Below are 24,626 nucleotides of genomic sequence, written 5' to 3'. Positions count from 1 at the left end.
CCCTCGACCGGGTTGAGAGTCAAGGAAAGAACGCGCCTCGGGTCCTGACCGGCCGAGCGGCGCCACCGGCGGGAGCGCTCATCTGCCGCCGCGAGCGCGATGGTCGTGGGAGGTGCCGAGGTGCCGAGGTGCCGAGGTGCCGAGCAGCGGTTATCGCTCGGGGAGAACCTCACGAAGGTGCACCGCCGCCCGGCGCCTGAATAGTAGGCGTCGCCTCATGCGCCGCGTCGGCGGAGGACCTGGACGATCAGCGCCAGAGCGGGCTGGTCGAAGCGTGGGGCATGACTTCCTCAACAGCGCTCCAGCTCAGCCCGACCAGTTCCGACTCGCGTCTCTTGGCGGCAGCGGTGGCCGCGTACCTCGGCCGCTACCGCGGCCAATCCCGGATGCACACCGACTCCGACCTCAAGGTCTTCCTACGGTGGTCGGCCGATCAACCCTTGGATCCCCTCGCCGCAGCACGGACGGACGTGGAGCGCTATGTGCGCTGCCTGCAGGACGTCCGCTGTTACCAGCCGTCGACGGTGTCCCGGCGGCTGTCGGTGGTGATCGGCTTCTACCGTGTCTGCGTCATCGACCAGATCTTGCCGCACTCACCCGCCGACTACGTCCGGCGGCCGATGGTGCCGCCCGAGTCGCCCACTCTCGGCCTCAGCCATCTGCAGTTCGAGGCGATGATCACCGCAGCTCGGCTGTCGGCCAACCTCAACGACTTTGCGTTGGTCGCGATGCTGGGCCTGCTCGGTCTGCGGATCTTCGAAGCCTGCGGCGCCAACATCGCCGACCTCGGCGAGGAACACGGGCACCGGGTGCTGAAGGTTCGCGGTAAGGGCGGCAAGGTCGTGCTGGTGCCGCTGCCTCCAGCGGTGGCCCGGGCGATCGACCGTACGGTCGAGGGCCGCGACGACGGTCCGGTCCTGCGTAACGCCTGCGGAGTTCGGATGGACCGACATGCCGCGACCCGCCGACTCAAGTACCTGGCCGAGATCGCCGACCTCCGGATCCCGAAGATGCATCCGCACATGCTGCGGCACACGTTCGTCACCACCATGCTCGACGCCGGCGTCAGCCTCCGCGACGTCCAGATCGCCGCCCGCCACGCCGACCCACGCACCAACATCCGCTACGACCGGGCTCGCAAGAACCTCGACCGACACCCCAACTACATCCTCGCCGCCTTCATGGCGTCCGGGACGTAGCCGCCATCAGCGCGTATCCGTGGTGACAGGAGCGCCCGTCGTATCGTGAGGCCGTGGTGGCAGAGGATTCGTTTGCTCGGCTGGTCGCCGATCAGGCCGCGTCGGACCACTCATGGGGTGCGCGAGCGCGGCAGTGGGGCATGCTCACCGTCTTCAACCAACTGTGGGAGTCGTACATGCTGGCGCCCTCCGGCGACGTCTTCGTCGATCGGGACGACGGTGCGCTGTCTCGCCCGAGCCATGACGAGCGCGAAACCGTTCACGCCCAAGCAGCCCGCCGTCATCCGCAGCTACACCACCTGATGCCGCATCGCCCGCCAGCGGCTCAGACATGCCCGAGCTGTAACGGATCGGGGGAGATTGCCATCGCCGACGGGCGACGCATCCTCTGCGGGCCGCCTTGTAACACCAAAGGATGGGTGACCGATGACGTATCTGGACCTCATCACCGCGCTGGTTAGGCGAATTCCCCTGCCGAGTTGAGTGCGCGGGAACACAGGCGAGTCGATGCCGAAATTTCACTTCCAGATCCGCGTACCGGGCTATCCGGGAAGTCGGAGCATCGATAGTCCGTCGAGGCTGGGAAGAATCTCAGAATTCGACGTTAACGGACGTCGATTAGCCGCCTTTCGACTGTCTGACTTCCATGAGATCGAGCAACTGCTGCTGAGCGTTCCGACTGGCGCCGAGCGTCGCGTCGATGAGCCGATGCTGGACGGGATCCTCCGGCTGGGATCGCTGCGCGAGCCATTCCGCATGGAGCAGGAAGCAGTGCACGAGTGGTTGGCCGTAATAGTAACTCATTTGCCGTGATGTCATCTTGTAGACATTCATAAATGTACTGCTGATGAACCCAGAAAGCGTTACGCCTGCAGCGGTGATGACGCCGACCGTCACCTGAGCCGACACAGAGTTGACCGCAAGTAGAGCTGTTGTCCCGGCTAGTAAAACAAGTAGTGCCGCCGTTGCGGCACCTGCGCAGAACAGGTACGAGGCCTTCGCTTGGCCCAGTGCTACATTGATAAATCGATCCATCAGCCGAAAATTGAACGAGATAAGGTCACCCAGCGCCTCGTCATCGATACTCGCGGCAGCCCGGTCGATACTGTCGAACTCACGTTGGCTCAACTCATTGTGCCGAGCCCGGGCACGCTGCATCGCTATCGCGATGATCGGCCCGGCCATAGCTCCCAGGAACAGGAAAACGGCGATTATCAGGAGGACGCTGGTGATCGGATCGGTCGTCGCTCGCCAGTCGAGCAGCACGGCTGCGGCGACGAACACCCCCGCCCCAACGATGAAAAGAACGCCGATCGCCGCCGCAAAACGCCATGAGCTGAGCCGTTCTTCTGCGTTCTCACGCTCGATTCGCTCATACGCCTTTGCGGAGTCAGCTTCCAGATCTGCCAATCTTGTCCCGGGGTCTGCGGGTGCCGCAGTGTCGGTGGCCTGTGCCGTCATGGGCGCTCCAGAGATATAGAGTTGCCGATCAACCCTTCCGATTTGCCAACCACTGCGCATCAGCCTGGCGGTCAAAGATTGGCTGCCGAGCGTCGTTCGTTGGGCATCCGATCATCTGTGCTGTTCGGCGTCGATCGCCCAGATGGGCGCCGGCGATCAATAGGCAAACCGGCCGCTGCGGCAGCTCGGCTCGCGGCTGTGCCGATGAGCGAGAGTCCTTGATGAAGGTGCGCGGCCAGCGCCTGGTGGTCGTCTGGCAGCATGGTGCGGATGGTGACGAGCGTGCCGATGTTCTGGGTCGGTGGCACACCGGGATCCGGCAAGTCGACGACGGTCCGCCGGCTCGCGTGCGAGCTTGACCTTGCGCTGCACCCGTTGCGGTGATACTGCGGTGGGCCGGTGGCAGAGCCGGGTTATTGCAGCGTCGATGAGCCGGCAGCCGGGTACGCACGGCGGCTTGGAACGCGTGGGGCCACTGGCGTGCCATGCCCCACCAGGGGTTCGAATCCCCTTCGGTCCGCAACGCCCTCACGTGGTCGTGATCCGGACGCCGGTTGGCCTTGCTTGTTTCGAGTTACTGGCTTTCGGCGTGGTGAGAATGAGGCTCGCGCGTGCGCCAAGCCGGACGCTCGCCACCGAGTTCACCGAGCGGAAGCTCGACCGGGCTCTGTACCAGCATCAGGAACCGGTCGCCCTTGAGCAGGTGCTCGTACGACGCCCGGGTGACGACGTCACATAGCCCACGCGCCCAGTCAGGATCAGCCGCGAACGTCTCGTCGAAACGGCGGATGACGAGCGCCCAACCAGTACGCCCGCTGAGGTCGAGATAACGGAGCGCATCCATCGTCGCGCTGAGGTTGCCGACCGCGTAGTCATAGTGTGCCGGGACGGATTCGAGCAGCTTCAGCAGCATCGGCGCACCGGTCCCGCCGCGAACCTCGGCAATGCCGTACCCGAGACTCACCAGCTCGGTGATTACATGGTCGAGCATCGCCTCACTGATGAAGCCGGTGACCGCACCGTCGTAGAGCAGCTCGTAATCCCACTGCCGCTCGGTCTCCTGCTCGGTGAACGACGCCATTCCGGCAGCATACGGCGGCAGGTCTCAGCATCCGGAATCCCTACCGGCAACGAAGTCACATGCCGTGATGCGGGTCTTGCGGGCGTCGCTGTGAGTAACCATGCAGAGGCCCCTCGGGGCGGCTCTCGAATTTTGTTGATCTAGATTGCGGGCATGACGGCCGAGGCACGGGAACGCATCATCACGCTCGCGGGTGGACGGCAGGTTCCGGTGCTGGAGGGTGGCGACCTCGGCGGGCGGCCGGTGCTCTTTCACCACGGCACGCCCAGCTCACGACACCAGGCGACGCCGTTGAGCGATGCCGCACGCGACCATGGGATCCGCCTGATCTCCTTCAACCGGCCAGGCTACGGCCGCACGCCGAACACCTCGCCGAGCCTCGCCTCGGTCGGCGCCGACGCGATCGCGATCGCCGACGCCCTGGAAGTAGCCAGGTTCGGCACCGTCGGGCTTTCCGGTGGCGGACCCTACGCACTCGCCACCGCTCTGGCCGCGCCCGAACGGGTCACCGCGGTAGCCGTTGTCGGCGGCATCGGACCGTGGCGTCTCGCCCTGCCCCACGATCCCGACGACCACGAACGTGACCTGCTCGCGCTGGCCGACGCCGGCGACCTGAACGCCGCCCTCGCAGGCTTCCGGTCCGACCTGGCCCCCGATGTGGCACTGCTCGACATCGCTGACGACGACGCGATGGTCGCCGCCTACTTCGACGGCATCCCGGCAACCGAGCTCACCTGGCTCACCCCCGAGGTTCGCCGCTGCTGGGCCGTCGACATGCGCGAGGCACTCAGCAACGCCGACGGGTACGCCCGGGACAACCTGGCCTGGGGCGGCCCCTGGGACATCGACGTCACCGCGGTGCGCTGTCCGGTTCACCTCTACTACGGCGACCGCGACAGCCTGGTGCCCGAAGCCAACGGCCGCTGGCTGGCCGCGCGCCTTCCCAACCCCACCTTCGTGACCTTCCCGAACGCGGGCCACGGCACCACAACCTTCGGCCACTGGGACACCGTCTTCGCCGCACTACCCGTACTTCCTTGAGTTCGCTCGCACGCCTGACCCGCAGACCTTGTCGAGCAGCAAGATCAAGGCCCGATGCGGTGGCGTCGTACCAAGTCGCGGCCAGGAACGGCGTCAGCGCGGGTGAACCGGGAGACGCCGCGCGGTTGGCGATAGGAGAATGCGGACCGGGCTTCCGTTCTCGGTTATCGGCTCAGCTCCCGGGCGACCCGGGCGTCCAGTTCCCGGATCGCCGTGCTCCCCTCCGGGCTGCCGTCGACGGCGGCCTTCCGGAGGTTCGCCGGAAAGATCTCGGCGATCGACTGCTCGTACTCCTCACCGTCCTGCGGCAACTCGTAGAGCAGGTTGTCGCCCAGGTGCACTACGACCGGCGAGGCGAGCGCGGGAAGGCCACCCGGATCCGGCGGCGATGTGGTGCCCGCGCCCTCCGGGACCCACTTGCAGTAGACCCAGGCGTAGACGGTCGTCACGTCCTCGGCGTCGGCCGAGTCCGGTGAGATCCCCATCGGCCGGGCTGCGCAGAGCGGATGCCAGCGGCCATCGGCCTGGACGACCTCTCCGGCGAAACCGGGGTCGGCCTCCAGCGCCCGGACGGCCCGTTCGGTGGCGGCCGCGGCGACGGGCGAACCGACGATTGCGTTCGGTGGCGAGTTGTCGTCGCACGCCGTGGTGCCGAGCGCCAGCACCGTGGCCAGCATGACCCACTGTCGTCGCCTGCTCGTCGTCACCCGAGATCCTTTCCGCATCGCCGCAGCCTACGGGCGGATGATCCGGAGGCCGTGACCGGACTTCTGCATACGGCTCCTACGCTGCTGGCAGAACCGGGCCCGATCGGGTGTCGGCGACGGCGACGGCTCACTACCGTCGGCGCATGGCAGACGTGACGTACCGACCGCGGCCTCTGTTGCGCACCCTGCTCGGCGAGGTGCTGCGGCGCCGTCGGCTGGAGCAGGAGCGGACCCTTGCCGAGGTCGCCCGGGACGCGTGCGTCTCGGTGCAGTACCTGTCCGAGGTGGAGCGCGGCCGCAAGGAGGCGAGTTCGGAGATCGTGGCCGCCGTCTGCGACTCGCTGGGCATCGGGCTGGCCGACCTGCTGGCCGAGGTGGGGCGTGACCTTACGGCGCATCGCGCCCCGGTTCTCCGGCTGGAGACGGCCCGGCTGCGCCGCGCGGCACACGCGCCGCGCGGCTCCCGGTCCGGCGATGTCGTCCTGCTGGCCGCCTGATCAGGCGGCGTTGAGCCGGTAGCCGCGTGGTTCGCGCCGGGTGATGACCCGATCGGCGAGGCCGTAGGCGACGGCGTCGGGGGCCGCCAAGGTCATCCGGCGGTCGGTGTCCTCCCGGATCCTGGCGATCGAATGACCGGTGTGCTCGGCCAGGATCTGATCCATCTCGGCCCGGACCTTGGCCACCTCCTTGGCCTCCACGGCCAGGTCCGGCAGCGTGCCGCGGGCGTGGCCGGACGGCTGGTGCAGGGTCACCTTCGCGTGCCGCAGCACCGACCGCTTGCCCGGTGTGCCGGCAGCGAGCAGCGCCGCGGACGCCGACGCGGCCTGGCCGACGCAGATGGTGGCGATGTCGCACCGGACGAAGTGCATGGTGTCGTAGATCGCCGTCAGCGCGCTGAAGGAGCCGCCCGGGGAGTTGATGTACAGCCCGATCTCCTGTTCCCCGGTCGATTCCAAATGGATCAGCTGTGCGATCACCACGTTGGCGACCCCGTCGTCGATCTCGGTGCCGAGGAAGATGATCCGGTCCGACAGCAGCCGGGAGTAGATGTCGAAGGCGCGTTCCCCGTTCGGCGTCTTCTCGACGACGGTCGGGATGGTGTAGTGGCTCATGCGCTCAGCCCCATCGGCTGGCTGGCCACCTCGGGACGTACGTCGTCGACGCTGTCGAGGACCCGGTCGATGAGGCCGTACTCGAGGGCCTCCTCGGCGGTGAACCAACGATCACGCCTGCTGTCGCGTTCGACCGTGTCAATGGGCTGCCCGGTGTGCTCGGCGGTCAGGCGCAGCAGCGTGTGGCCGAGCCGCTCCAGCTGATTGGCGTAGATCTCCACGTCCGCCGCGGTGCCGCCGAACCCGGCCGAGCCCTGGTGCATCAGGATCTGGGCGTGCGGCAGCGCGTACCGCTTGCCCGGGGTGCCCGCGGTGAGCAGGAACTGCCCCATGCTCCCGGCGAGCCCGAGGGCCAGCGTGCTGACGTCGTTGGGGATCAGCCGCATGGTGTCGTAGATCGCCAGCCCGGCGGTGACCGAACCGCCCGGCGAGTTGATGTACAGGTTGATGGTACTCAGCGGGTTCTCCGCGGACAACAGCAGCAGCTGCCCGCAGATCCGGTTGGCGATCGGGTCGTCGACCTCGGCCCCGAGCACGATGATGCGCTGGTGCAGCAACTGGACGGACAGCTGGTCGTCGACGGACCCGGTTCCGCCTGGCGTCGCGGCAGTGAATGGGTGCATGGCTGTTCTCCTCCGGCTCGGCTCTGCGTGTCGACTCCACCTTCAGCGCGATGGCGCCCGCCGGCCAAGCCGATCTGCGGTCAGCAGATGAGGCAGAACTGTGTTCGGGGACGGCACGGGTTGTGATGGGGCGTTGTTGTCGGACCCCGCGTATACAGTGCCCCGGTCGGGTTGGCCGAACGGGGAGTGTTCACATGGGAAGCATCGTCACACCATCGCCGCCACTGGATGTGGAGGGTGCGTTTCCGGAGTTCGCGGGCAGGTGGAAGACCACGGTGCGGTTGCATCCGCGGCGGGCGGATCCGGGGGTGCGGGAGAGTTCGCTGGGCGGGCCGCTGCTGTGGCCAGTGGGGGAGGCCTGGCCGGTGTGCGAGTCCGAGGAGGACCACGACGAGCCGATCGTCATGGTCGCGGTTCTGCAGATCTTCGCGCGGGACGTGCCCGAGCTGGTGTTTCCCGGCGGCACGGACGTCTTCCAGCTGCTGTGGTGCCCGGCGCTGCACGACGACGACTGCCGGCCGCTGCCGCTCGTGCGGTGGCGCGCGGAGGCCTCGATCGGCGAACTGCTCGACAATCCGGAGCCGCCGGACGACGAGGCCGTCGAAGAGGATCACGTGCCGGTGGCCTGCTCGCTGAGTCCCGAGCGGGTCCGGGAACTGCCCGACGCCTGGGAACTCGATGACGACCTGCGCGATCGGGTAGAGGGGTGGGCGCAGGAGCGCGGGTGGAGCTACTTCGCGCACCTCAGCGCCGCCGATGGCACCAAGGCGGGCGGCTGGCCGGAGTGGATCCAGGACCCGCAGTACCCGGTGTGTGACTGCGGCACCACCATGTCCCACCTGGTGACTGTCGCCTCCCGGGAATGGGACGGCGAGTCGTGGCGCCGCTGGAGGCCCGCGGGTGCCGTGGACGGCGGCATGGACGCGGGACTCTGCCTCGGCGACGTCGGCGCGAACTACTTCTTCACCTGCCCGCGCTGCCCGCAGAACCCGCCCACCATGATCTTCCAATGCTCCTGAGCGGGCGGTAGGAAGGCTAGGTCCGTTTCGGGGCGGGGCTCTTCGTCCAAGTGCCCGGCACCAAGACGGTGAAGAACCGGACGCGCGTGGATCTCAAGCCCACCGATCGAACCCACGACGAGGAGGCCACCCGCCTGCTCGAGCTCGAAGGGCCCGGCAGGCCGGGCCCTTCGACACCGCAAGCGGCCGGTAGCCACGGTGGTGAGCCCCATCCGTACGTCCGGATAGATCAGGAAGAGGTTTGATCGACGCCCCTCCGCACCCGTACCGAGCGCTCGACCAGTTCGCGCAGGACAGCCAGATCGACGTCGTCGAGGCTCCTCAGGTAGAGGCAGCCCTTGCCGATCTTGTGCCGCCCGAGTCGTGCGAGCATCGATGCGTGCCGGTCGGCGAACCCGCCGATCAGGTAGACCACGAGGTGTTGTTTGCGCGGTGAGAAGCAGGCCAATGCGCTGTCGCCCTCATGGCCACTGTCATACCGGTAGTGGTAGCGACCGAAGCCGATGATGCTCGGCCCCCACATCACCGGCTCCTCACCGGTGACCTCACGCATGAGCGCGATGAGCCGACGTGCGTCGGCCCGTCGATCTTCGTTCGGCACTTCGGCGAGGAAATCCTCGACCGGCCGCCCAGTCGGCGCCGTCATGCCCGAATCGTAGTGCCCGGAGGCCGTGCAGAAGCCGCGCCTTTAACGCGCGATCCTGTCAATAGCGCTCCTTGAGTAGCTGCCAGGGCGGCAACCGCGAGCGATTGTCCGAGGTGGGATTCTGTTCATCGCCGCAATCAGCCGACCATGCCGGCTCACAGGGCTTGGCGCCGAAGCAGGACTCACCGTCAAGCCGAAGACAGTGCGCCAGTTGCGGGGCCGGTCTATCTGTCGCCGTCCGAATCCAATGTGCCGCCCGGTAGCTGTGGCTCGCCGTGCTCCGTCCGAGCACGACCCGACCGTGGTGATCGATCTCGAGTGCGACAGTCTCGGCACCGTACGAGGGCTGTGGACCTGCGCCGGGGGATGTCGACGCCGCCCGCCCACCGCTTCTTGACCCACTCCCGTTGGCGAATCTTGACATCTCGGGCTGACTGGCGGCTTATGGTCGTGGCTATTGAAGGCGCTACTGAACTCGCTCAGCGAGACTGAGCTGGCGCTGTTCCGGGAAACGGAGCGCGAGCAGCTTATCGGGGCCGACGAGGACGGCCTGGTCGAACTGCACGGCCGGGTGCGCCGGGCCCGCGACAAGTACGTCGGCCTCTACCGCCGCGAGGCGAGCGCGCGGGTCGCCACGTCCGGCGGTCGCGGCAAGGCCCGACCGAAGAACCTGCGCAACGCGGAGAAGGCCGAGGTCTTCGAGGACGCACTCGCCCGGGTCAGCCGACACCTGGCCGCGGCCGCCCGGAGCAGCGCGCAGGAGCTGAAGAACGAGCGCCTCGCGGCGGCACAGGAAATGCGCAATACAGCGCCGCCGACCGTCCGCGCCCGACCGGCCGGCAAGCGTGCCACGCCGACGCGGGCCACCAAGAAGGCCGCACCGGCGGGGCGCGTGTCGCCGGGCGCCGGCCAGGCCGCCCGCAAGAGGCAGGCCGCCAGCGCCGCCACCGGGGCCAGGCGACAGGGTCGCCGCGACAGTTGGTGATCGCCCTACCGTCCGGTCGGTGTCGAAACCCTTCGGGTACGCGTTGGCGCTGGCTGAGCGAGGCCTTGCGGAGCTGCCCCGCTGGGTGGCGGCCGAGCCGAGCCGTTCGCCCGGCTGGTCTCGGCGGGCTGCCGAGTGGCGGTCACGCCGACCGGTCGGATCATTTGAGTCGGGTCGGGTCGGTGGTCAGTTCGACGTTGAGCCAGACATCGTAGGGTAGGTCACTCAGCTGCGACGCGACCTCTCGACGGACTCGGTCCTCGTCGGCAATGTCCCAATGCCCGGCCTCGACGATGAAATCGGCCTCCACGTATAGCTTGCGTCCTATCTTGCCCACCCGCAGTGCCGGCCGGTCGAGGTTGAACTGTGCGCTGACCCGGTCGATCCTGCCGCTGACGGCTTGCTGGACCCGCTGATCAGCGGCGCCTTCAAGCAGTTCGACGGCCATAGTTTTGATCATGCGTACCGGCTGCGGCACCAGCAGTAGGCAGGCCGCCAGCACCAGCACCGGGTCGAGGTAGCGCTGCGGTCCTGAACCGAGGCGGTCGCTGAACAGCAGCGCGAGTACCGATCCCGTCAGGACTACCAGGCTGAGCAGGGCGCCGGCCCACCATTGCCTTGCCTCGGCGTCGAGGAGATCGGAGGCCGGGTCCGAGCGCCGCAGGTAGCGGTGGACGGCCAGCGCGGCCGCGGCGGTGAGCAGGCCGTAGGCGGCCATGGATCCCGGGGAGACTTTCTCGACGCCGCCGTCAAAGATGACGCGGGTAGCGTCGAGCGCGGCGTACACACAGGTACCCAGCAGAACGAGCCCTTGCATACCGACGACCAGTGGTGCCAACGACTCCCGGCCGAACGGATAGCGGGGTGTCGGCCCGGCGTCCATCAGCCGTGCGGCACGCAGCGACAGGCTGGTCAAGGCCATGCCGATCAAGGTATACACGCCGTCAAGCAGAATGGCCTGGGAGCCCGCGACCATGCCCCAGCCGACACCGAGCACCGCGAGCACGGCCGACGCGACCAGGGACAGACGCAGCGCAGACTGCTCCCTCGGCAAATGCGCATCTGAGCGCCCCGGCATTCCCATCGTCTCCCAGTGTCACAGGCGATGCGCTGTACTCGGGCGAAAAGGCGAATGAGCCGCCGCAGTTGGCTTCACCGCGTCAGCGGGCGGTCACGAGCTATTTCGAGGGCTTGTTGTTCTTGTGATCATCCCCGATGTGATCCGCATCGAGGCTCTCTCGGGGGAGGTCGCCGACCCGCGAGAACCCACCAAATGGTCAAGGGCGTGCAGGGCGACTTCCTGTTCGGGGTATTTCGTGTGCGAGGAGGTGACTGTTCCTCGTGAAGGTGGTCGGGTAGCGTGCTGCGGGCCAAGAGCAAGATCATGTACGGCTCGGTGTGCGTACGGTGAGAATGGAAAGTGGTTTTGAGAGGATCGGCGGTACTTTGCGCCTTGGTCGTCGTTTCGATCGCCGCATGCGGCAGCGATCGTCATCCGGCGGCGGTGCCCGTCGTCACCTCGCCGTCGCCGTCTGTGCGGGTCCTTGCTGAACCGGCGGACCCGCAGATCGTTGCCCGGCTTGTCGGGCGCACCGGTCATTGGCGGGCGTCGTTGGGCCTGCCGGGCGATCAGGGCGACCTCACGGTCCGGTACCGGTGCACCGGTGGCGGCGAATTGGTCGTCGGCACCGACCTGGGAGGCGAAACCGCCAAGGCCACGAGCATCTGCGATGGCGTCACCAGGCTCCATGGTGCCGGCTCACCGGAGAAGTCCTGGCCGGTGGCGGTCACGGTCGAGCCCGATGGTGCTCAGCGATGGTCGCTGGTCGTCGTGCGAGGGCCATACGAGCCGGGCGACGACTGGCCGAAGGGCGCCCCGGAGATCGACCCCGGGCCGGGCTGGTGAGCGGCCGGTAATCTGCGGCGGTGGACTGTTATGCCTGCCGCAACAACGAGGGCTTCGATCAGCTGCCGCCTCGGGAGCGGGTGGCCGCGGACCGGTTCTGGCGGGTGGCGCACGATTTCAACAGCAGCCTGCCGGGGTGGCTCGTCCTGGTTCCGCGGCGTCACGTGACCTCGATCGCGGACCTGACCGACGACGAGGCGGGCACGCTCGGGCTCTGGCAGGTGCGGCTCGCGCGCGCTCTGCGGGCCGTCACCGGTTGCGTCAAGACGTACGTGGTGCAGTTCGCCGAGAAGGAGGGCTTCGCCCACGTGCACTTCCACATCGTGCCGCGCATGCCGGACCTGCCCGCCGAGCGTCGCGGGCCGGGTGTCTTCGGGTTCCTGAACGACACCGATGGCCGCCTGTCCGAGGCGCGACGCGACGAACTGGCCGTCGCCATCCGGGCCGCCCTGTGATGATCGACCTCGCCGCTGAGCACGAATCCGGAAGCGGCCGGCGAAAGGGGAGTGGCGATGGCGCATGTTCCGATGCTGTTCGACATCGACGGTACGTTGATCGACTCGCGCCTGGTGGTGGAGGAGGCGTGGCGCGACGTGGCCGCTCGATTCGGCGCGGACGCGAATGCCATCCTGCGGACCTGCCATGGTCGTCGCGACGAGGATGTCGTCGCTGACTTCTTTCCTCCGGACGTGCACGCCGCCGTTGTCGGCCGGATCGCCGCCGTCGAGCAGGATCGTGCCGCGGACGTGGTGGCCATGCCGGGCGCCCGTCGTCTTCTCACCGGCCTGCCGCACGGGACGTGGGCCGCGGTGACCTCGGGTTCTCGCCGGTTGATGACCGCCCGGCTGGAGGGGGCCGGCCTACCGGTTCCCGAGGTGCTGATCGCCGCGGAGGACGTGCGCTTCGGAAAGCCCCACCCGGAGGGTTATCTCGCGGCGGCCGGGCTTCTGGGCGCCGACATCGGACGATGTGTGGTGGTGGAGGACTCGCCGACGGGCGTCGCCGCGGGTAGGGCCGCCGGTGCGTTCGTCGTGGGTCTCGGGCCGGATCCGTCCGGCCTCACCGGGGCCGACGTGGTCGTCGGCTCCCTGGCCGAGGTCGTCCACGCGGTTCGCGAGCGCCGTTGAGGGGTCACAGGCCGGCGGCCGCGTCGTAGCGGCCGCGCAGGTCGGCCATCTCCTCGGTGGACAGCGCTTCTTTCAAAGCCATTTCGGCGTACGGGGACGGAAACATCTGCCGCAGCCGGTCGACGTACTTCACCTCGGCGGTCGCCTCGACCACCTGGATGCCGGGCGGGTCGCTGGACATGTTCAGGATGACCGGGCCGGCGAGTTTGACCGCCACGTCCCACGGCCGCTGCTGTTCGGCGACCCCGCACAGGTGGAAGCCGTAGACCGCCGTCACGTCGGTGAGTGTGCCCGCCGAAGCCGGCTCGTAGCCGTAGACGCGGACCCCGCAGATCACCGCGGCGTCCGCTGCCTGGGCGCCGTGGCCGGCGTGGTTGTGCTGTTCCGGACTCGACTGTTCGAGTGACGTACGCATCCGGGTCATTATTTGATCTTGCAGTGGCACAGTGTCCGGCCGGGTCAGCGCGACCGCCCCGGCCGCCGCCGTCAGCAGCGCCACCGCGGCCCCTATGTAGCGGGTCCTCATTGCCTCACCTCGGGGTAGTGCCCGGCCCGGGACCGGGGTCCCGGGCCGGAGGTGGATCAGACGAAGTTGACGTCGCTGCACCACATGTAGGCCTGGTCCATGTGCGAGGCCTGCCAGATGACGAAGAGGACGTGGTTGCCGGTGTAGGCCGAGGTGTTGATGGTGAACGAGATGTTCTGTGCCGGCGCGTACTTGCCGGTCTGCGTGATGAAGTCGAGGTTGCCCCAGCCGAGGGTCTGGGTGACCGGGTTGAACCCCTGCTTGCTCACGTAGACGCGGAAGTAGTCGGCGCCGTGGCTCGCCTGGTCGTACAGCTGGACGGTCGTGTTGCCGCGGCTCACGGTGGTGGTCTTCCAGGCGCCCAGCTTGTTCAGGCTGTCGTTGCGGGCCAGGGCGTTGCTGCACAGCTGCCCGTCGGGGGTGCGGGCCTGGAACTGCCCGCCGAGCCCGTCCCGCAGGGCGCTCATCCAGTTCCACATGGTGTCCGGGTTGGCCTGGAACGCCTGGTAGCACATCGGGTCCTGGGTCTGCATGGCCGGGTTGGTGTGCTGGTTGCCCCAGGTCTTCCAGCACTGATAGGCGCGGGACTGCGGGTTGATGATGGTGCCGTGCGCCTGGGCCACGCCGGTCCACGGCAGCATGCTGATCATCGTGGTGAGTGCGACGAGCAGCACCTGGAGGGTCCGGCGGTGGGTTCGACGGGACTCGTGTCGGGGCACGATGTGTCCTCCATTCTTCGGCTTTCGGGGGATTGGGAGCGCTCCCGGCAAGTATTGCGTCAATGTGTCGAGATATCAACCAATGTCAATCGGTCGGATGTGCCGAATGCTGTTGACAGCGCGACTCCCCGGCGGATCGGATGGCGGAGTGAAGGCTGTCGTCTACACCCGCTACGGGGACCCGGACGTTCTACATCTGACCGACGTGCCCGCGCCGCTGCCGGGCGAGCGGGAGATCCTGATCAGGGTGCGGGCGGCCGAGGCCACCAAATCCGACTGCGAGCTGCGGGCCTTCCGGTTCTCGGTGAAGTGGTTCTGGCTTCCGCTGCGGATCGCGGTCGGCATCCGGAGGCCGCGACGGCACATCCTGGGCGGCTACTTCGCCGGTGAGGTGGTGTCGGTGGGCGGCCGGGTCACCCGGTTCGCCGCCGGTGACCCGGTCTACGGCTCCGCGGGACTGGGGCTGGGTGGGTACGGCGAGTACGTCGTGGTTCCCGAGAGCGCCGCGATCGTGCCCAAGCCGCGGAACATGACGTTCGCGGAGGCGGCCGCCGTTCCGCTCGGCGGGCTCAACGCGCTGCACTTCATGCGGCGCGCCGGCATCGCGCCGGGGGAGCGGGTTCTGATCAACGGCGCGGGTGGCAGCATCGGCCTGCATGCCGTCCAGATCGCCCGTTCGATGGGCGCCCATGTCACCGCGGTCGACCATGCGATCAAGGAGGAGCTTCTCCGGCGCCTCGGAGCCGATGACTTCGTCGACTACACCAGCGTCGATGTCACGAGCACGGGCCGCCGGTTCGACGTCGTCTTCGACATGGTCGCCGGGAGTTCACATCGGCGGCTGCTCGGCATGCTCGACCCGGGCGGGCGCTATCTCAGCGGCAACCCTCGGCTGTCGGTGCTGCTCCGAGGGCTGACCAGCCGGAGCGTGATCGTCACGTTCGCGCCGGAGAGCCGGGAGGATCTGGCCGACCTCGCCGAGATGATCGAGGCGGGGGCCGTGCGGCCGATCGTCGACAGGGTCTACCCGATGGCGGAGGCCGCCGAGGCGCACCGCCGGGTGGAGACCGAGCAACGGCTCGGTGCGATCGTGATCGCCATCGGCGACCCGGAGTAGAACCCCGGCCGGTCGTGCGGACCGGCCGGGGTTCACCAAGACGGATCAGCGCAGGTCGAAGCGGTCCAGCTCCATGACCTTGACCCACGCGGCGACGAAGTCCTTGACGAACTTCTCGCGGGCGTCGGCGCTGGCGTAGACCTCGGCGAGGGCGCGCAGCTGCGAGTTCGAGCCGAAGATCAGGTCGACCACGGTGGCGGTCCACTTGACCTCGCCGGTGGTCACGTCCTGGACCTCGTACAGGTGCTCCTGGGACTCCGACGCCTTCCACCGGGTGCCCGGGGAGAGCAGGTTGACGAAGAAGTCGTTGGTGAGAACGCCGCCGGCCAGCGCGCGCAGGCCGCCGACCAGGACGGTCATCTCCGGCGCGGTGAGGTTCAGCATGTACGCCCGGTCGACGAGCAGCACCTCGGGCTGGGTCTTCTCGCCCGGCCGCAGGTAGTTGCGGAAACCGTCGGCCCGCGGCTCCAGGACCTTGAACGACTCGACGTCGGTCTGCTCCTGCGTGGCGTCGGTGCGGCCCGGGTGGAACGGCACGGTCACCGGGTGCCCGGCGTCCGCGGCGGCCTTCTCCACGGCCGCGTTGCCGGCCAGCACGATCAGGTCGGCCAGCGAGATCTTCGCGCCACCGGACGCGTTGAACACCTGCCGGATCTTCTCCAATGCGTCGATCACCGGGATGACCGGCTGGTTGACCTCCCAGCCGCGCTGCGGTTCCAGGCGGATCCGGGCGCCGTTGGCGCCGCCGCGCTTGTCGGTGGACCGGAAGGTCGCCGCCGACGCCCACGCGGCCGACACGAGCTGGTCGGTGGTCAGGCCGGATTCGAGGATCTTGGACTTCAGGACATCGACATCAAGAGCCGAGACCAGCGGGTGGTCGACGGCCGGAACCGGGTCCTGCCACAGCTGCGCCTCCGGCACCCACGGGCCGAGGAAGCGGGCGACCGGGCCCATGTCACGGTGCAGCAGCTTGTACCACGCCTTGGCGAAGGCGAGCGCGAACTCGTCGGGGTTCGCCAGGAAGCGGCGGGAGATCTTCTCGTACGCCGGGTCCAGGCGCAGCGACAGGTCGGTCGTCAGCATGGTCGGCTTGTGCTTCTTCGACGGGTCGTGCGCGTCCGGGATGATCGCCTCGGCGTCCTTGGCGACCCACTGCTTGGCGCCGCCGGGGCTGGTGGTGAGCTCCCACTCGTACCCGAAAAGGATCTCGAAGAAGCGGTTGCTCCACTGGGTCGGCTTATCGGTCCAGGTGACCTCGAGTCCACTGGTGATCGTGTCGGCGCCCTTGCCGGTGCCGTGTGTGCTCAGCCAGCCCAGGCCCTGCGCCTCGAGCGGCGCGCCCTCCGGCTCGAGGCCCACGTGGTCGTCGGCGACGCCCGCACCGTGGGTCTTGCCGAAGGTGTGACCGCCGGCGATCAGCGCCACGGTCTCCTCGTCGTTCATCGCCATCCGGGCGAACGTCTCCCGGATGAAGTGCGCCGCGGCGAGCGGGTCGGCATTGCCGCGCGGGCCCTCCGGGTTGACGTAGATGAGGCCCATCTCGGTGGCGCCGACGCCCTCGGACATGGTCTTCTCGGACACGTACCGCGCGTCGCCGAGCCAGGCGTCCTCCGGGCCCCAGAAGATCTCCTCCGGTTCCCACACGTCCTGGCGGCCGAAGCCGAAGCCGAACGTCTTGAAGCCCATCGACTCCAGGGCCACGTTGCCGGCCAGCACCAGCAGGTCGGCCCAGGAGACCTTCTGCCCGTACTTCGCCTTGACCGGCCAGAGCAGGCGGCGGGCCTTGTCCAGGTTCGCGTTGTCCGGCCAGCTGTTGAGCGGGGCGAACCGCTGCCCGCCGTCACCGGCGCCGCCGCGGCCGTCGTGGATCCGGTAGGTGCCGGCGGCGTGCCAGCTGAGCCGGATCATCAGGCCGCCGTAGTGGCCGAAGTCGGCCGGCCACCAGTCCTGGGAGGTGGTGAGAACGGTGACGATGTCGGCCTTGAGGGCCGCCACGTCGAGCTTCTCGAACTCCTTGGCGTAGTCGAAGTCCGGGGCGAGCGGGTTGCCCTTCGACGAGTGGGTGTGCAGCACCGACAGGTCGAGCTGGTTGGGCCACCAGTCCCGGTTGCCGCGCGGGCGGCCACCGGTCTTCGGGGTAGGCGAGTCGATCGCCGGGTTCTCGCTCTCGCTGCCGTGGGCGACGGGACAGCCGCTCTGTTGCGGATCTTGGTTGTCGCTCATGAGATTCCCTCCGAACGTTTGGTCACGCAGTCGGGGCAGGTGCCCCAGTAGACGACCTCCGCCTCCTCGACCACGAACCCGTGATCGTCGGAGGCGGTGAGGCAGGGGGCGTGTCCGACCGCGCAGTCGACGTCGGCGATCGTGCCGCAGCCGCGGCACACGACGTGATGATGGTTGTCGCGGACGCGGGTCTCGTAGCGGGCGGTCGCGCCGGCGGGCTGGATGCGCCGGATCAGGCCGGTGTCGGTGAGCGCTCGCAGCACATCGTAAACCGCCTGGTGGGAGACCGACGGGAGATCCGCTCGCACCAGCTCGATCACCGTGTCGGTGTCGACGTGCGGGTGGTCGCGCAGCGTGGCGAGCACGGCCAGGCGTGGCCGTGTCACCCGCAGCGAGACGGCCCGCAGCTGCGCCTCGAGGTCGGACGTCATTCCACGACCTTAACCCGCTTTTCTGGAATCATTCCAGTTTTACCGGGAGGTGGCCCGGCCGGGCCGCTCTCAGCGGGGCGGCTCCCATCCGGGACGCGTGGGCCGCAGGCCACCACGCGGATCACGGTAGCGATAGACCACGTACGGGCGGGTGAGGTAGCCGACCGGCGCACTGAACGCGTGCACCAGCCGGGTGAACGGCCAGCACGCGAACAGCACGAACGCCGCGATCACGTGGATCTTGAAGGAGGCCGGGACGGCGGTCATCAGGGCGGCGTCGGGTTGCAGCGTGAACAGCGAGCGCAGCCACGGCGACACGGTCTCCCGGTAGTCGTAGCCGCCACCGGCGATGTTCGCCTTCACGGTCGCCCACAGGCCCAGCAGGATCACCGAGCCCAGCACCACGTACATCGCCTTGTCGTTCTTCGTGGTGGCGGCGAAGACCGGGCCGGTGAGGCGGCGGCGGAGGATGAGGATCGCCATGCCGATCAGCGTGCACAACCCGGCCACCGTGCCGATGAAGACGGCCATCAGGTGGTAGAGGTGCTCGGTGATGCCCACGGCCTCGGTCCACGACTTGGGGATGAGCAGGCCGATGACGTGCCCGATCAGCACGAACAGCACCCCGAAGTGGAACATCGGGCTGCCCCAGCGCAGGTAGTTCGTCTCGTACAGCTGGGAGGAGCGGGTGGTCCAGCCGAACTTGTCGTAGCGGTAGCGCCAGACGGTCCCGCCGATCAGCACCACGATCGACAGGTACGGGAAGACCACCCACAGGAACGTGTTCATCGACTGCTCCCGAACGGTTGCAGGCCCACCTGCTCAGCCGGCGGGCCGGTACGGGCCAGGGCGGTGGCGGCGTCGAGCTCCCCGGATGACGGGGCCGGCAGCAGGGCGCGGACGGCCTCGACGGCGTGCCGGTAGACGGACTCCTTCAGGGACTGGGCCAGCAGGTCGAGGCCGACCCGGTTCTCCCGCAGCAGCCGCCAGCCGGTGTCGTCGGCGGCCGCCAGGTCGAGGACCGCGGGCAGGTAGTCGGGCAGTTCGCCGTCGACCACCTCGTACCCCGAGGCTTTGAACGCGGCGGCGAAGCCGGCCAGCGCCTCGCCGCGATTGCGGGTGTCACCGCAGGTGTAGTAGGTCAGGTGCAGGCTGGACCGGCGCCGGAAATCGAACTGGTCGACGTATTCGGTGCGCAAGGCTCCCGGCTCGCCGCCGGCCCGGTGGGCGGCGAGCGGCCTGAGCGTTTCGGCGATCCGGGTGGGCAGCGTAGGCAGGGCATCGAGAATCAGGGGTACGGCGGTGAGCACGTGATCGTCGGGGTAGCGCAGCAGCAGGGAGGCGGCGCGGGCGGCGAGAGCGGTCACGACTTGTCCTCCCGGGGCGGGAACATGCCCTCCGGGGTGCCCTTGCCGTCCCAGTTCAGCAGGTTGAGCCGGCGCGGCTCGTCGGCGGTCTGCCGGTCTTGCAGCATGTGGAAGGTCTCCACCTGCACCGGCACCGGATTTCCGGACGCCTCGCCGAACGGGCCGGTCTGGTACATGCCGGGGCCGCCCTCGTAGTCCAGCGAGCACTCGGCGCCGAGACCCTCCAGCCGGTGGGCGTCCTCGGCGTGCGCGGACGGGATGACGTACCGCTGCTCGTACTTGGCGATCGCCAGCAGGCGGTACATGTCGTCCATCTCCTCAGCGGTCATCCCGACGGCCGCCGGGATCGAGCCGTCCGGTTTCTCGCCCAGGTTGATCCGCCGCTGGTAGGCGCGCATCGCGGCGAGCCGGCTCAGGGCGTCCCGGACCGGGGCGGGGTCGCCCGCGGTGAACAGCTCGGCCAGGTAGTCCATCGGGATGCGCAGCGCGTCCACGGCGCCGAACAGGTTGTGCGGGTCCTCGCCGTCGTGGCCGGTGTCGCGCAGCACGTCGACGACCGGCGACAGCGGCGGGATGTACCAGACCATCGGCATGGTGCGGTACTCCGGATGCAGCGGCAGCGCCACCTCGTACTTCATGATCAGATCCCAGACCGGTGAGCGTCTCGCGGCGTCGATCCAGTCCTCGGGGATGCCGGCGGCCAGCGCGGCTTTGGCGACGGCCGGGTCGCGGGGGTCGAGGAACACCGAGCGCTGCGCCTCGTACAGATCGTGTTCGTCCTTGACGGCGGCGGCCTTCGCGACGGCGTCCGCGTCGTACAGCATCAGGCCGATGTAGCGGAGGCGGCCGACGCAGGTCTCCGAGCAGATGGTGGGCTGGCCGATCTCGATCCGCGGGAAGCAGAACGTGCACTTCTCGGCCTTGCCGGTGCGGTGGTTGAAATAGATCTTCTTGTACGGGCAGCCGGTCACGCACATCCGCCAGCCCCGGCACCGGTCCTGGTCGACCAGCACGATCCCGTCCTCGGCCCGCTTGTAGATGGCGCCGGACGGGCAGGACGCGGCACACGACGGGTTGAGGCAGTGCTCGCAGATGCGGGGCAGGAAGAACAGGAACGCCTTCTCGTACTCCTGGCGCACCTGGTCGGAGACCCGTTGCAGGATCGGGTCGCCGGCCAGCACCTCGTTGCCGCCGCCCAGCGAGTCGTCCCAGTTCGCCGACCAGGTCACCTTGGTGTCCTCGCCGGTGAGCAGCGACTTCGGCCGGGCCACCGGCAGGTCCACGCCGGCCGGTGCGGACAGCAGGTGCTCGTAGTCGTAGGTCCAGGGTTCGTAGTAGTCGCGCATCTGCGGCAGGATCGGGTTGGCGAAGATGCTGAGCAGCCTCTTGATCCGGCCACCGGAGCGGGGCTTGAGCCGCCCGGTCCGGGTCCGCACCCAGCCGCCCTGCCAGCGGTCCTGGTCCTGGTAGGTGCGCGGATAGCCCTGCCCGGGGCGGGACTCGACGTTGTTGAACCACACGTACTCGACGCCGGAGCGGTTGGTCCACGCCTGCTTGCAGGTGACCGAGCAGGTGTGGCAGCCGATGCACTTGTCGAGGTTCATGACCATCGCGATCTGGGCCATCACGCGCATGTCAGTACTCCACGTCCTGCGAGCGGCGGCGGATGACGGTGACCTCGTCGCGCTGGTTGCCGGTCGGGCCGAGGTAGTTGAACGCGAACGACAACTGGGCGTACCCGCCGATGATGTGGGTGGGCTTGACCAGCAGCCGGGTCAGCGAGTTGTGGATGCCGCCGCGCCGGCCGTTGATCTCGGCTTTCGGCACGTCGATCACCCGTTCCTGGGCGTGGTAGAAGTACACCGTGCCCTCGGGCATCTTGTGCGACACGACGGCCCGGCAGACCACCACGCCGTTGCGGTTGACCGCCTCGATCCACTCGTTGTCACGGACCCCGATCTTCGCGGCGTCCGCCTCGCTCATCCACATGGTCGGCCCGCCCCGGGACAGCGTCAGCATGATCAGGTTGTCCTGGTACTCGGAGTGGATCGACCATTTCGAGTGCGGCGTCAGGTAGCGCAGGGTGATCTCCAGCTCGCCGTTGCGCCCGAGCCGCGGTTCGCCGAAGAGCCGGTGCATGTCCAGCGGCGGCCGGAAGATCGGCAGCGCCTCACCGGCCTCGTGCATCCAGTCGTGGTCGAGGAAGAAGTGCTGGCGCCCGGTCAGCGTGTGCCACGGTTTGAGCCGCTCCACGTTGATGGTGAACGGCGAGTAGCGCCGGCCGCCGGTCTCGCTGCCCGACCACTCCGGGCTGGTGATCACCGGAACCGGCCGGGCCTGGCAGTCGGCGAAGGTGATCTGCTTGCCCTCGTGCTCGGCGGCCAGATCGGCGAGTTTCACCCCGGTCCGTTTCTCCAGGTCGTGGAAGCCCTCGGTGGCGACCCGCCCGTTGGTGGTGCCGGAGAGCGCCAGGATCGCCTCGCAGGCGTGGACGTCCTTGACCAGCGACGGCCGGTCGCCCAGGACCACCCCGTTCTTGCGGCGCAGATAGTCGATCTCCGGCCGGACGTCGACGTGCACGCCCTTGCCGGTGGTGCCGAGCGTGTCCAGCAGCGGCCCGAGCGCGCCCAGCCGGTCGGCGACCGCCCCGTAGTCACGCTCCACCACGGTGATCCTCGGCATCGTCCTTCCGGGCACCGGCATCTCGCCGGTCTCGTGCCAGTCGACGACCCGCCCGTACGGGGTGGCCATGGCGTCCGGCGTGTCGTGCAGCAGCGGTGTCGCCACCAGGTCCTTGCGTACCCCCAGATGGGTTTTGGCCAGGGCGGAGAAGTGCCGGGCCAGGCCGTGGAAGATGTCGAAGTCGGTCCGGGTCTGCCACGGCGGGCTGATCGCCGGGGTGAACGCGTGGATGAACGGGTGCATGTCCGTGGTGTTCAGGTCGTGCTTCTCGTACCAGGTGGCGGCCGGCAGCACGATGTCGGACAGCAGCGTGGTCGACGTCATCCGGAAGTCGAGGCTGAGCATCAGATCCAGCTTGCCCTCGGGCGCCGCACCCTTCCCGGACACGTCGGTGGCCCGCAGGTTCGAGCGGGTGCCGAGCAGGTGCTTGAGGAAGTACTCGTTGCCCTTCGCCGACGAGCCGAGGATGTTGGCCCGCCAGGCGGTGAACACCCGGGGCCAGTTCTTCGGATCGTCCGGATCGGTGCAGGCGAACCCGAGCCGCCCGGAGTGCAACTCGCCCGCCACATGGGAGCCCGGGTCGTCGCCGGCCTCGTCGGCCAGATCCAGGGGGTTGCGGTCGAACGTCGGCATCGACGGCATCCAGCCCAGCCGCGCCGACTGGGCGAGCAGACCCATGGTGTGCCGGCCGTTGAACAGGCCGGTGCCGGTCGGCGACGCGATCACGTCGGCCGTGTACGTGTCGTAGCGCCACTGGTCGGTGTGCGTGTACCAGTACGCGGTGCCGATCATCTGCCGCGGCGGCCGCACCCAGTCCAGCGCGAAGGCGAGCTGCTGCCAGCCGGTGACCGGACGGCACTTCTCCTGGCCCACGTAGTGCGCCCAGCCGCCGCCGTTGACGCCCTGGCAGCCGGTCAGCGTGACCAGCGCCAGGATCGCCCGGTAGGTGGTGTCGCCGTGGAACCACTGGTTCACGCCCGCGCCGAGCAGGATCATCGACCGGCCGCCGGAGCGCTCCGCGTTGTCGGCGAACTCCCGGGCCACCCGCGCCACCTGCGCCGCCGGGACACCGGTGATCGGCTCCTGCCAGGCGGGCGTGTAGGGCGCGTCCGCATCGTCGTAGCCCATCGGCCACTGCCCGGGCAGACCCGGCCGGGACACCCCGTACTGGGCCAGCATCAGGTCGAACACGCTGGTCACCAGTTGGCCGTCGACCATGCGGGTGGGTACGCCGCGGCGTACCGTGGCCGGGTCCTCGAGATCGAAGCGCGGCAGCACGATCTCCACCGCGTCGCCGGCGCCCAGGCAGGTCAGCGCCGGTTCGATGTCGCCGAGATCGAGGTTCCACTGACCCGGCTCGTCGCCGAACCGGTGCCCGAGACTGCCGCGCGGCACCGCCGGCGCGTCGGTGGCCGAATCCCACACCACCGGCTTGAAATCGTCACCGAGGAAACGGTCCGGCTGGTAGGCGCCGTCCGGCCGCTGCTTCAGCGTGATCAGGTAGGGCAGGTCGGTGTACCTGCGCACGTAGTCGATGAACCGCGGGGTGCGGCGGCCGACGAAGAACTCCTTGAGGACCACGTGGCCCATCGCCATCGCGAGGGCCCCGTCGGTGCCCGGCTGGGCCGGCATCCACTCGTCGGCGAACTTCACGTTGTCGGCGAAGTCCGGGCTCACCACCACGACCTTCTGGCCCCGGTAGCGGGCCTCGGCCATCCAGTGCGCGTCCGGGGTCCGGGTGACCGGGATGTTGGAGCCCCACATCAGCAGGTAGGAGGCGTCCCACCAGTCACCGGACTCGGGCACGTCGGTCTGGTCGCCGAACACCTGCGGCGAGGCCACCGGCAGGTCCGCGTACCAGTCGTAGAACGACAGCATGGTGCCGCCGATCAGGCTCATGAACCGGGCGCCGACCGCGTGCGACACCATCGACATGGCCGGAATCGGGGAGAACCCGGCGATCCGGTCCGGACCGTACTCCTTGATCGTGTGCACGTGGGCGGCGGCGGCGATCTCCAGGGCCTCGTCCCAGCTCACCCGGACCAGGCCGCCCTGACCGCGGGCCTGCTGGTAGGCGCGCCGCTTCGCCGGATCGTCCTGGATCTCGGCCCACGCGGCCACCGGGTCACCGAGCCGCTGCCGCGCCTCCCGGAACATCTCGATCAAGATCCCGCGGGCGTACGGGTACCGCACGCGCGTGGGGGAGTAGGTGTACCAGGAGAACGCCGCCCCGCGCGGGCAGCCCCGTGGCTCGTACTCCGGCCGGTCCGGCCCGGCGGTCGGATAATCGGTCTGCTGCTGCTCCCAGGTGATGATGCCGTCGCGGACGTACACCTTCCACGAGCACGAGCCGGTGCAGTTGACCCCGTGGGTGGAGCGCACCACCTTGTCGTACGACCAGCGGTCGCGGTAGAAGGCGTCCGCCTCCCGCCCGCCGATCTGGTAGAGCGCCCGGCCGTCCGGCGACACCTCCGCCCGCCTGATCAGACCGCCGAACTGCAACAACGCCTGTCCGGAACCGTCCGCCATGGAGCGATCCTTCCGGTTGAGTGGCCTGGGTCTCACATTCGTCCGAGCCGGGCGCCTGTGCAAGCGGAATCGCGAACCCCGGCTCGTGTTTGTGCCACCCTGACCGGAGAAGACCATCCCTCACG

At 68.6% G+C, this 24,626-nt stretch carries 23 protein-coding genes, 1 tRNA gene and 1 pseudogene; 10 read left to right on the top strand and 15 right to left on the bottom strand.

Going from position 1 to position 24,626, the window contains the following annotated elements; genetic code table 11:
• The first annotated feature begins 281 nt into the window (after positions 1-281).
• Entirely contained in the window at positions 282-1,199 is a 918-nt protein-coding gene (locus BJ964_RS38255) for a tyrosine-type recombinase/integrase (protein WP_188125216.1), read from the top strand.
• A 618-nt stretch (positions 1,200-1,817) separates the two neighbouring features.
• On the opposite strand, the gene BJ964_RS38250 is transcribed toward BJ964_RS38255, so the two are convergent.
• Positions 1,818-2,660, bottom strand: a complete 843-nt coding sequence (locus tag BJ964_RS38250; RefSeq protein WP_188125215.1) for a TRADD-N-associated membrane domain-containing protein — start codon at positions 2,658-2,660, stop codon at positions 1,818-1,820.
• Positions 2,661-3,053: 393 nt separating this feature from the next.
• Between BJ964_RS38250 and BJ964_RS38245 the strand changes: the two genes are divergently transcribed.
• Positions 3,054-3,180 (top strand) — tRNA-Pro (locus BJ964_RS38245).
• Positions 3,181-3,234: 54 nt separating this feature from the next.
• On the opposite strand, the gene BJ964_RS38240 is transcribed toward BJ964_RS38245, so the two are convergent.
• Complete coding sequence (locus BJ964_RS38240) at positions 3,235-3,741, bottom strand: hypothetical protein (RefSeq protein ID WP_188125214.1); 507 nt, start codon at positions 3,739-3,741, stop codon at positions 3,235-3,237.
• A 153-nt stretch (positions 3,742-3,894) separates the two neighbouring features.
• Between BJ964_RS38240 and BJ964_RS38235 the strand changes: the two genes are divergently transcribed.
• Positions 3,895-4,782, top strand: a complete 888-nt coding sequence (locus BJ964_RS38235; RefSeq protein ID WP_188125213.1) for an alpha/beta fold hydrolase — start codon at positions 3,895-3,897, stop codon at positions 4,780-4,782.
• 164 nt (positions 4,783-4,946) lie between these two features.
• Here the strand turns inward: BJ964_RS38235 and BJ964_RS38230 are convergent, their stop codons facing one another.
• On the bottom strand, positions 4,947-5,489 hold the full coding sequence (locus tag BJ964_RS38230) for a hypothetical protein (protein ID WP_188125212.1): 543 nt from the start codon (positions 5,487-5,489) through the stop codon (positions 4,947-4,949).
• Between the two features lie 143 nt (positions 5,490-5,632).
• Here BJ964_RS38230 and BJ964_RS38225 point away from each other — a divergent pair.
• Positions 5,633-5,896: pseudogene (locus tag BJ964_RS38225) on the top strand (helix-turn-helix domain-containing protein); the annotation flags it as partial.
• A 90-nt stretch (positions 5,897-5,986) separates the two neighbouring features.
• Here the strand turns inward: BJ964_RS38225 and BJ964_RS38220 are convergent.
• The gene (locus BJ964_RS38220) at positions 5,987-6,601 is read right to left on the bottom strand and encodes a ClpP family protease (RefSeq protein ID WP_188125210.1); all 615 of its coding nucleotides are present in this window, start codon (positions 6,599-6,601) and stop codon (positions 5,987-5,989) included.
• The gene (locus tag BJ964_RS38215; protein ID WP_188125209.1) at positions 6,598-7,224 is read right to left on the bottom strand and encodes a ClpP family protease; all 627 of its coding nucleotides are present in this window, start codon (positions 7,222-7,224) and stop codon (positions 6,598-6,600) included. The genes BJ964_RS38220 and BJ964_RS38215 overlap by 4 nt, the downstream gene beginning before the upstream one ends.
• 194 nt (positions 7,225-7,418) lie before the next feature.
• On the opposite strand from BJ964_RS38215, the gene BJ964_RS38210 reads away from it, so the two are divergent.
• A complete protein-coding gene (locus tag BJ964_RS38210; RefSeq protein ID WP_188125208.1) occupies positions 7,419-8,243 on the top strand; it encodes a YwqG family protein in 825 nt (274 codons plus the stop codon).
• Between the two features lie 229 nt (positions 8,244-8,472).
• Here the strand turns inward: BJ964_RS38210 and BJ964_RS38205 are convergent, their stop codons facing one another.
• A complete protein-coding gene (locus tag BJ964_RS38205; protein WP_188125207.1) occupies positions 8,473-8,889 on the bottom strand; it encodes a DUF1801 domain-containing protein in 417 nt (138 codons plus the stop codon).
• Between the two features lie 457 nt (positions 8,890-9,346).
• Here BJ964_RS38205 and BJ964_RS38200 point away from each other — a divergent pair, with 457 nt between their 5' ends.
• Positions 9,347-9,874, top strand: a complete 528-nt coding sequence (locus tag BJ964_RS38200; protein WP_188125206.1) for a hypothetical protein — start codon at positions 9,347-9,349, stop codon at positions 9,872-9,874.
• Positions 9,875-10,034: 160 nt separating this feature from the next.
• On the opposite strand, the gene BJ964_RS38195 is transcribed toward BJ964_RS38200, so the two are convergent.
• Positions 10,035-10,958, bottom strand: coding sequence for a cation transporter (locus BJ964_RS38195; RefSeq protein ID WP_203832443.1), 924 nt, complete (start codon positions 10,956-10,958; stop codon positions 10,035-10,037).
• Between the two features lie 336 nt (positions 10,959-11,294).
• On the opposite strand from BJ964_RS38195, the gene BJ964_RS38190 reads away from it, so the two are divergent.
• From BJ964_RS38190 to BJ964_RS38180, 3 genes are read left to right on the top strand one after another with little or no spacing between them, the layout of a single operon-like run.
• Entirely contained in the window at positions 11,295-11,780 is a 486-nt protein-coding gene (locus BJ964_RS38190) for a hypothetical protein (protein WP_188125205.1), read from the top strand.
• 20 nt (positions 11,781-11,800) lie between these two features.
• A complete protein-coding gene (locus tag BJ964_RS38185) occupies positions 11,801-12,235 on the top strand; it encodes an HIT family protein (RefSeq protein ID WP_188125204.1) in 435 nt (144 codons plus the stop codon).
• Positions 12,236-12,292: 57 nt separating this feature from the next.
• Positions 12,293-12,907 (top strand): HAD-IA family hydrolase, encoded by a 615-nt coding sequence (locus BJ964_RS38180; RefSeq protein ID WP_188125203.1) that lies wholly within the window; start codon positions 12,293-12,295, stop codon positions 12,905-12,907.
• A 4-nt stretch (positions 12,908-12,911) separates the two neighbouring features.
• Here BJ964_RS38180 and BJ964_RS38175 read toward each other — a convergent pair whose 3' ends face one another.
• On the bottom strand, positions 12,912-13,433 hold the full coding sequence (locus BJ964_RS38175; protein WP_188125202.1) for a hypothetical protein: 522 nt from the start codon (positions 13,431-13,433) through the stop codon (positions 12,912-12,914).
• A gap of 56 nt (positions 13,434-13,489) precedes the next feature.
• Positions 13,490-14,152: a lytic polysaccharide monooxygenase auxiliary activity family 9 protein gene (locus BJ964_RS38170; RefSeq protein ID WP_229807332.1), complete on the bottom strand. Its 663-nt coding sequence runs from the start codon at positions 14,150-14,152 to the stop codon at positions 13,490-13,492.
• A gap of 148 nt (positions 14,153-14,300) precedes the next feature.
• Between BJ964_RS38170 and BJ964_RS38165 the strand changes: the two genes are divergently transcribed.
• Complete coding sequence (locus tag BJ964_RS38165) at positions 14,301-15,269, top strand: NAD(P)-dependent alcohol dehydrogenase (protein ID WP_188125201.1); 969 nt, start codon at positions 14,301-14,303, stop codon at positions 15,267-15,269.
• Between the two features lie 45 nt (positions 15,270-15,314).
• Here BJ964_RS38165 and katG read toward each other — a convergent pair whose 3' ends face one another.
• The 6 genes from katG to BJ964_RS38135 all read right to left on the bottom strand — a co-directional run bounded on the left by katG (position 15,315) and on the right by BJ964_RS38135 (position 24,501).
• Entirely contained in the window at positions 15,315-17,492 is a 2,178-nt protein-coding gene (gene katG / locus BJ964_RS38160; RefSeq protein WP_188125200.1) for a catalase/peroxidase HPI, read from the bottom strand.
• Positions 17,489-17,923: a Fur family transcriptional regulator gene (locus BJ964_RS38155; protein WP_188125199.1), complete on the bottom strand. Its 435-nt coding sequence runs from the start codon at positions 17,921-17,923 to the stop codon at positions 17,489-17,491. The genes katG and BJ964_RS38155 overlap by 4 nt, the downstream gene beginning before the upstream one ends.
• Before the next feature lie 69 nt (positions 17,924-17,992).
• A complete protein-coding gene (gene narI, locus BJ964_RS38150; protein ID WP_188125198.1) occupies positions 17,993-18,712 on the bottom strand; it encodes a respiratory nitrate reductase subunit gamma in 720 nt (239 codons plus the stop codon).
• Positions 18,709-19,290 (bottom strand): nitrate reductase molybdenum cofactor assembly chaperone, encoded by a 582-nt coding sequence (narJ, locus tag BJ964_RS38145; protein WP_188125197.1) that lies wholly within the window; start codon positions 19,288-19,290, stop codon positions 18,709-18,711. The genes narI and narJ overlap by 4 nt, the downstream gene beginning before the upstream one ends.
• Positions 19,287-20,924 (bottom strand): nitrate reductase subunit beta, encoded by a 1,638-nt coding sequence (narH, locus tag BJ964_RS38140; RefSeq protein ID WP_188125196.1) that lies wholly within the window; start codon positions 20,922-20,924, stop codon positions 19,287-19,289. The genes narJ and narH overlap by 4 nt, the downstream gene beginning before the upstream one ends.
• A 1-nt stretch (position 20,925) precedes the next feature.
• Complete coding sequence (locus tag BJ964_RS38135; protein WP_188125195.1) at positions 20,926-24,501, bottom strand: nitrate reductase subunit alpha; 3,576 nt, start codon at positions 24,499-24,501, stop codon at positions 20,926-20,928.
• Positions 24,502-24,626 lie beyond the last annotated feature (125 nt).

It is taken from the genome of Actinoplanes lobatus (assembly GCF_014205215.1).
Lineage (GTDB): Bacteria > Actinomycetota > Actinomycetes > Mycobacteriales > Micromonosporaceae > Actinoplanes > Actinoplanes lobatus.
This window is presented reverse-complemented; position numbering and strand designations above follow the sequence as displayed.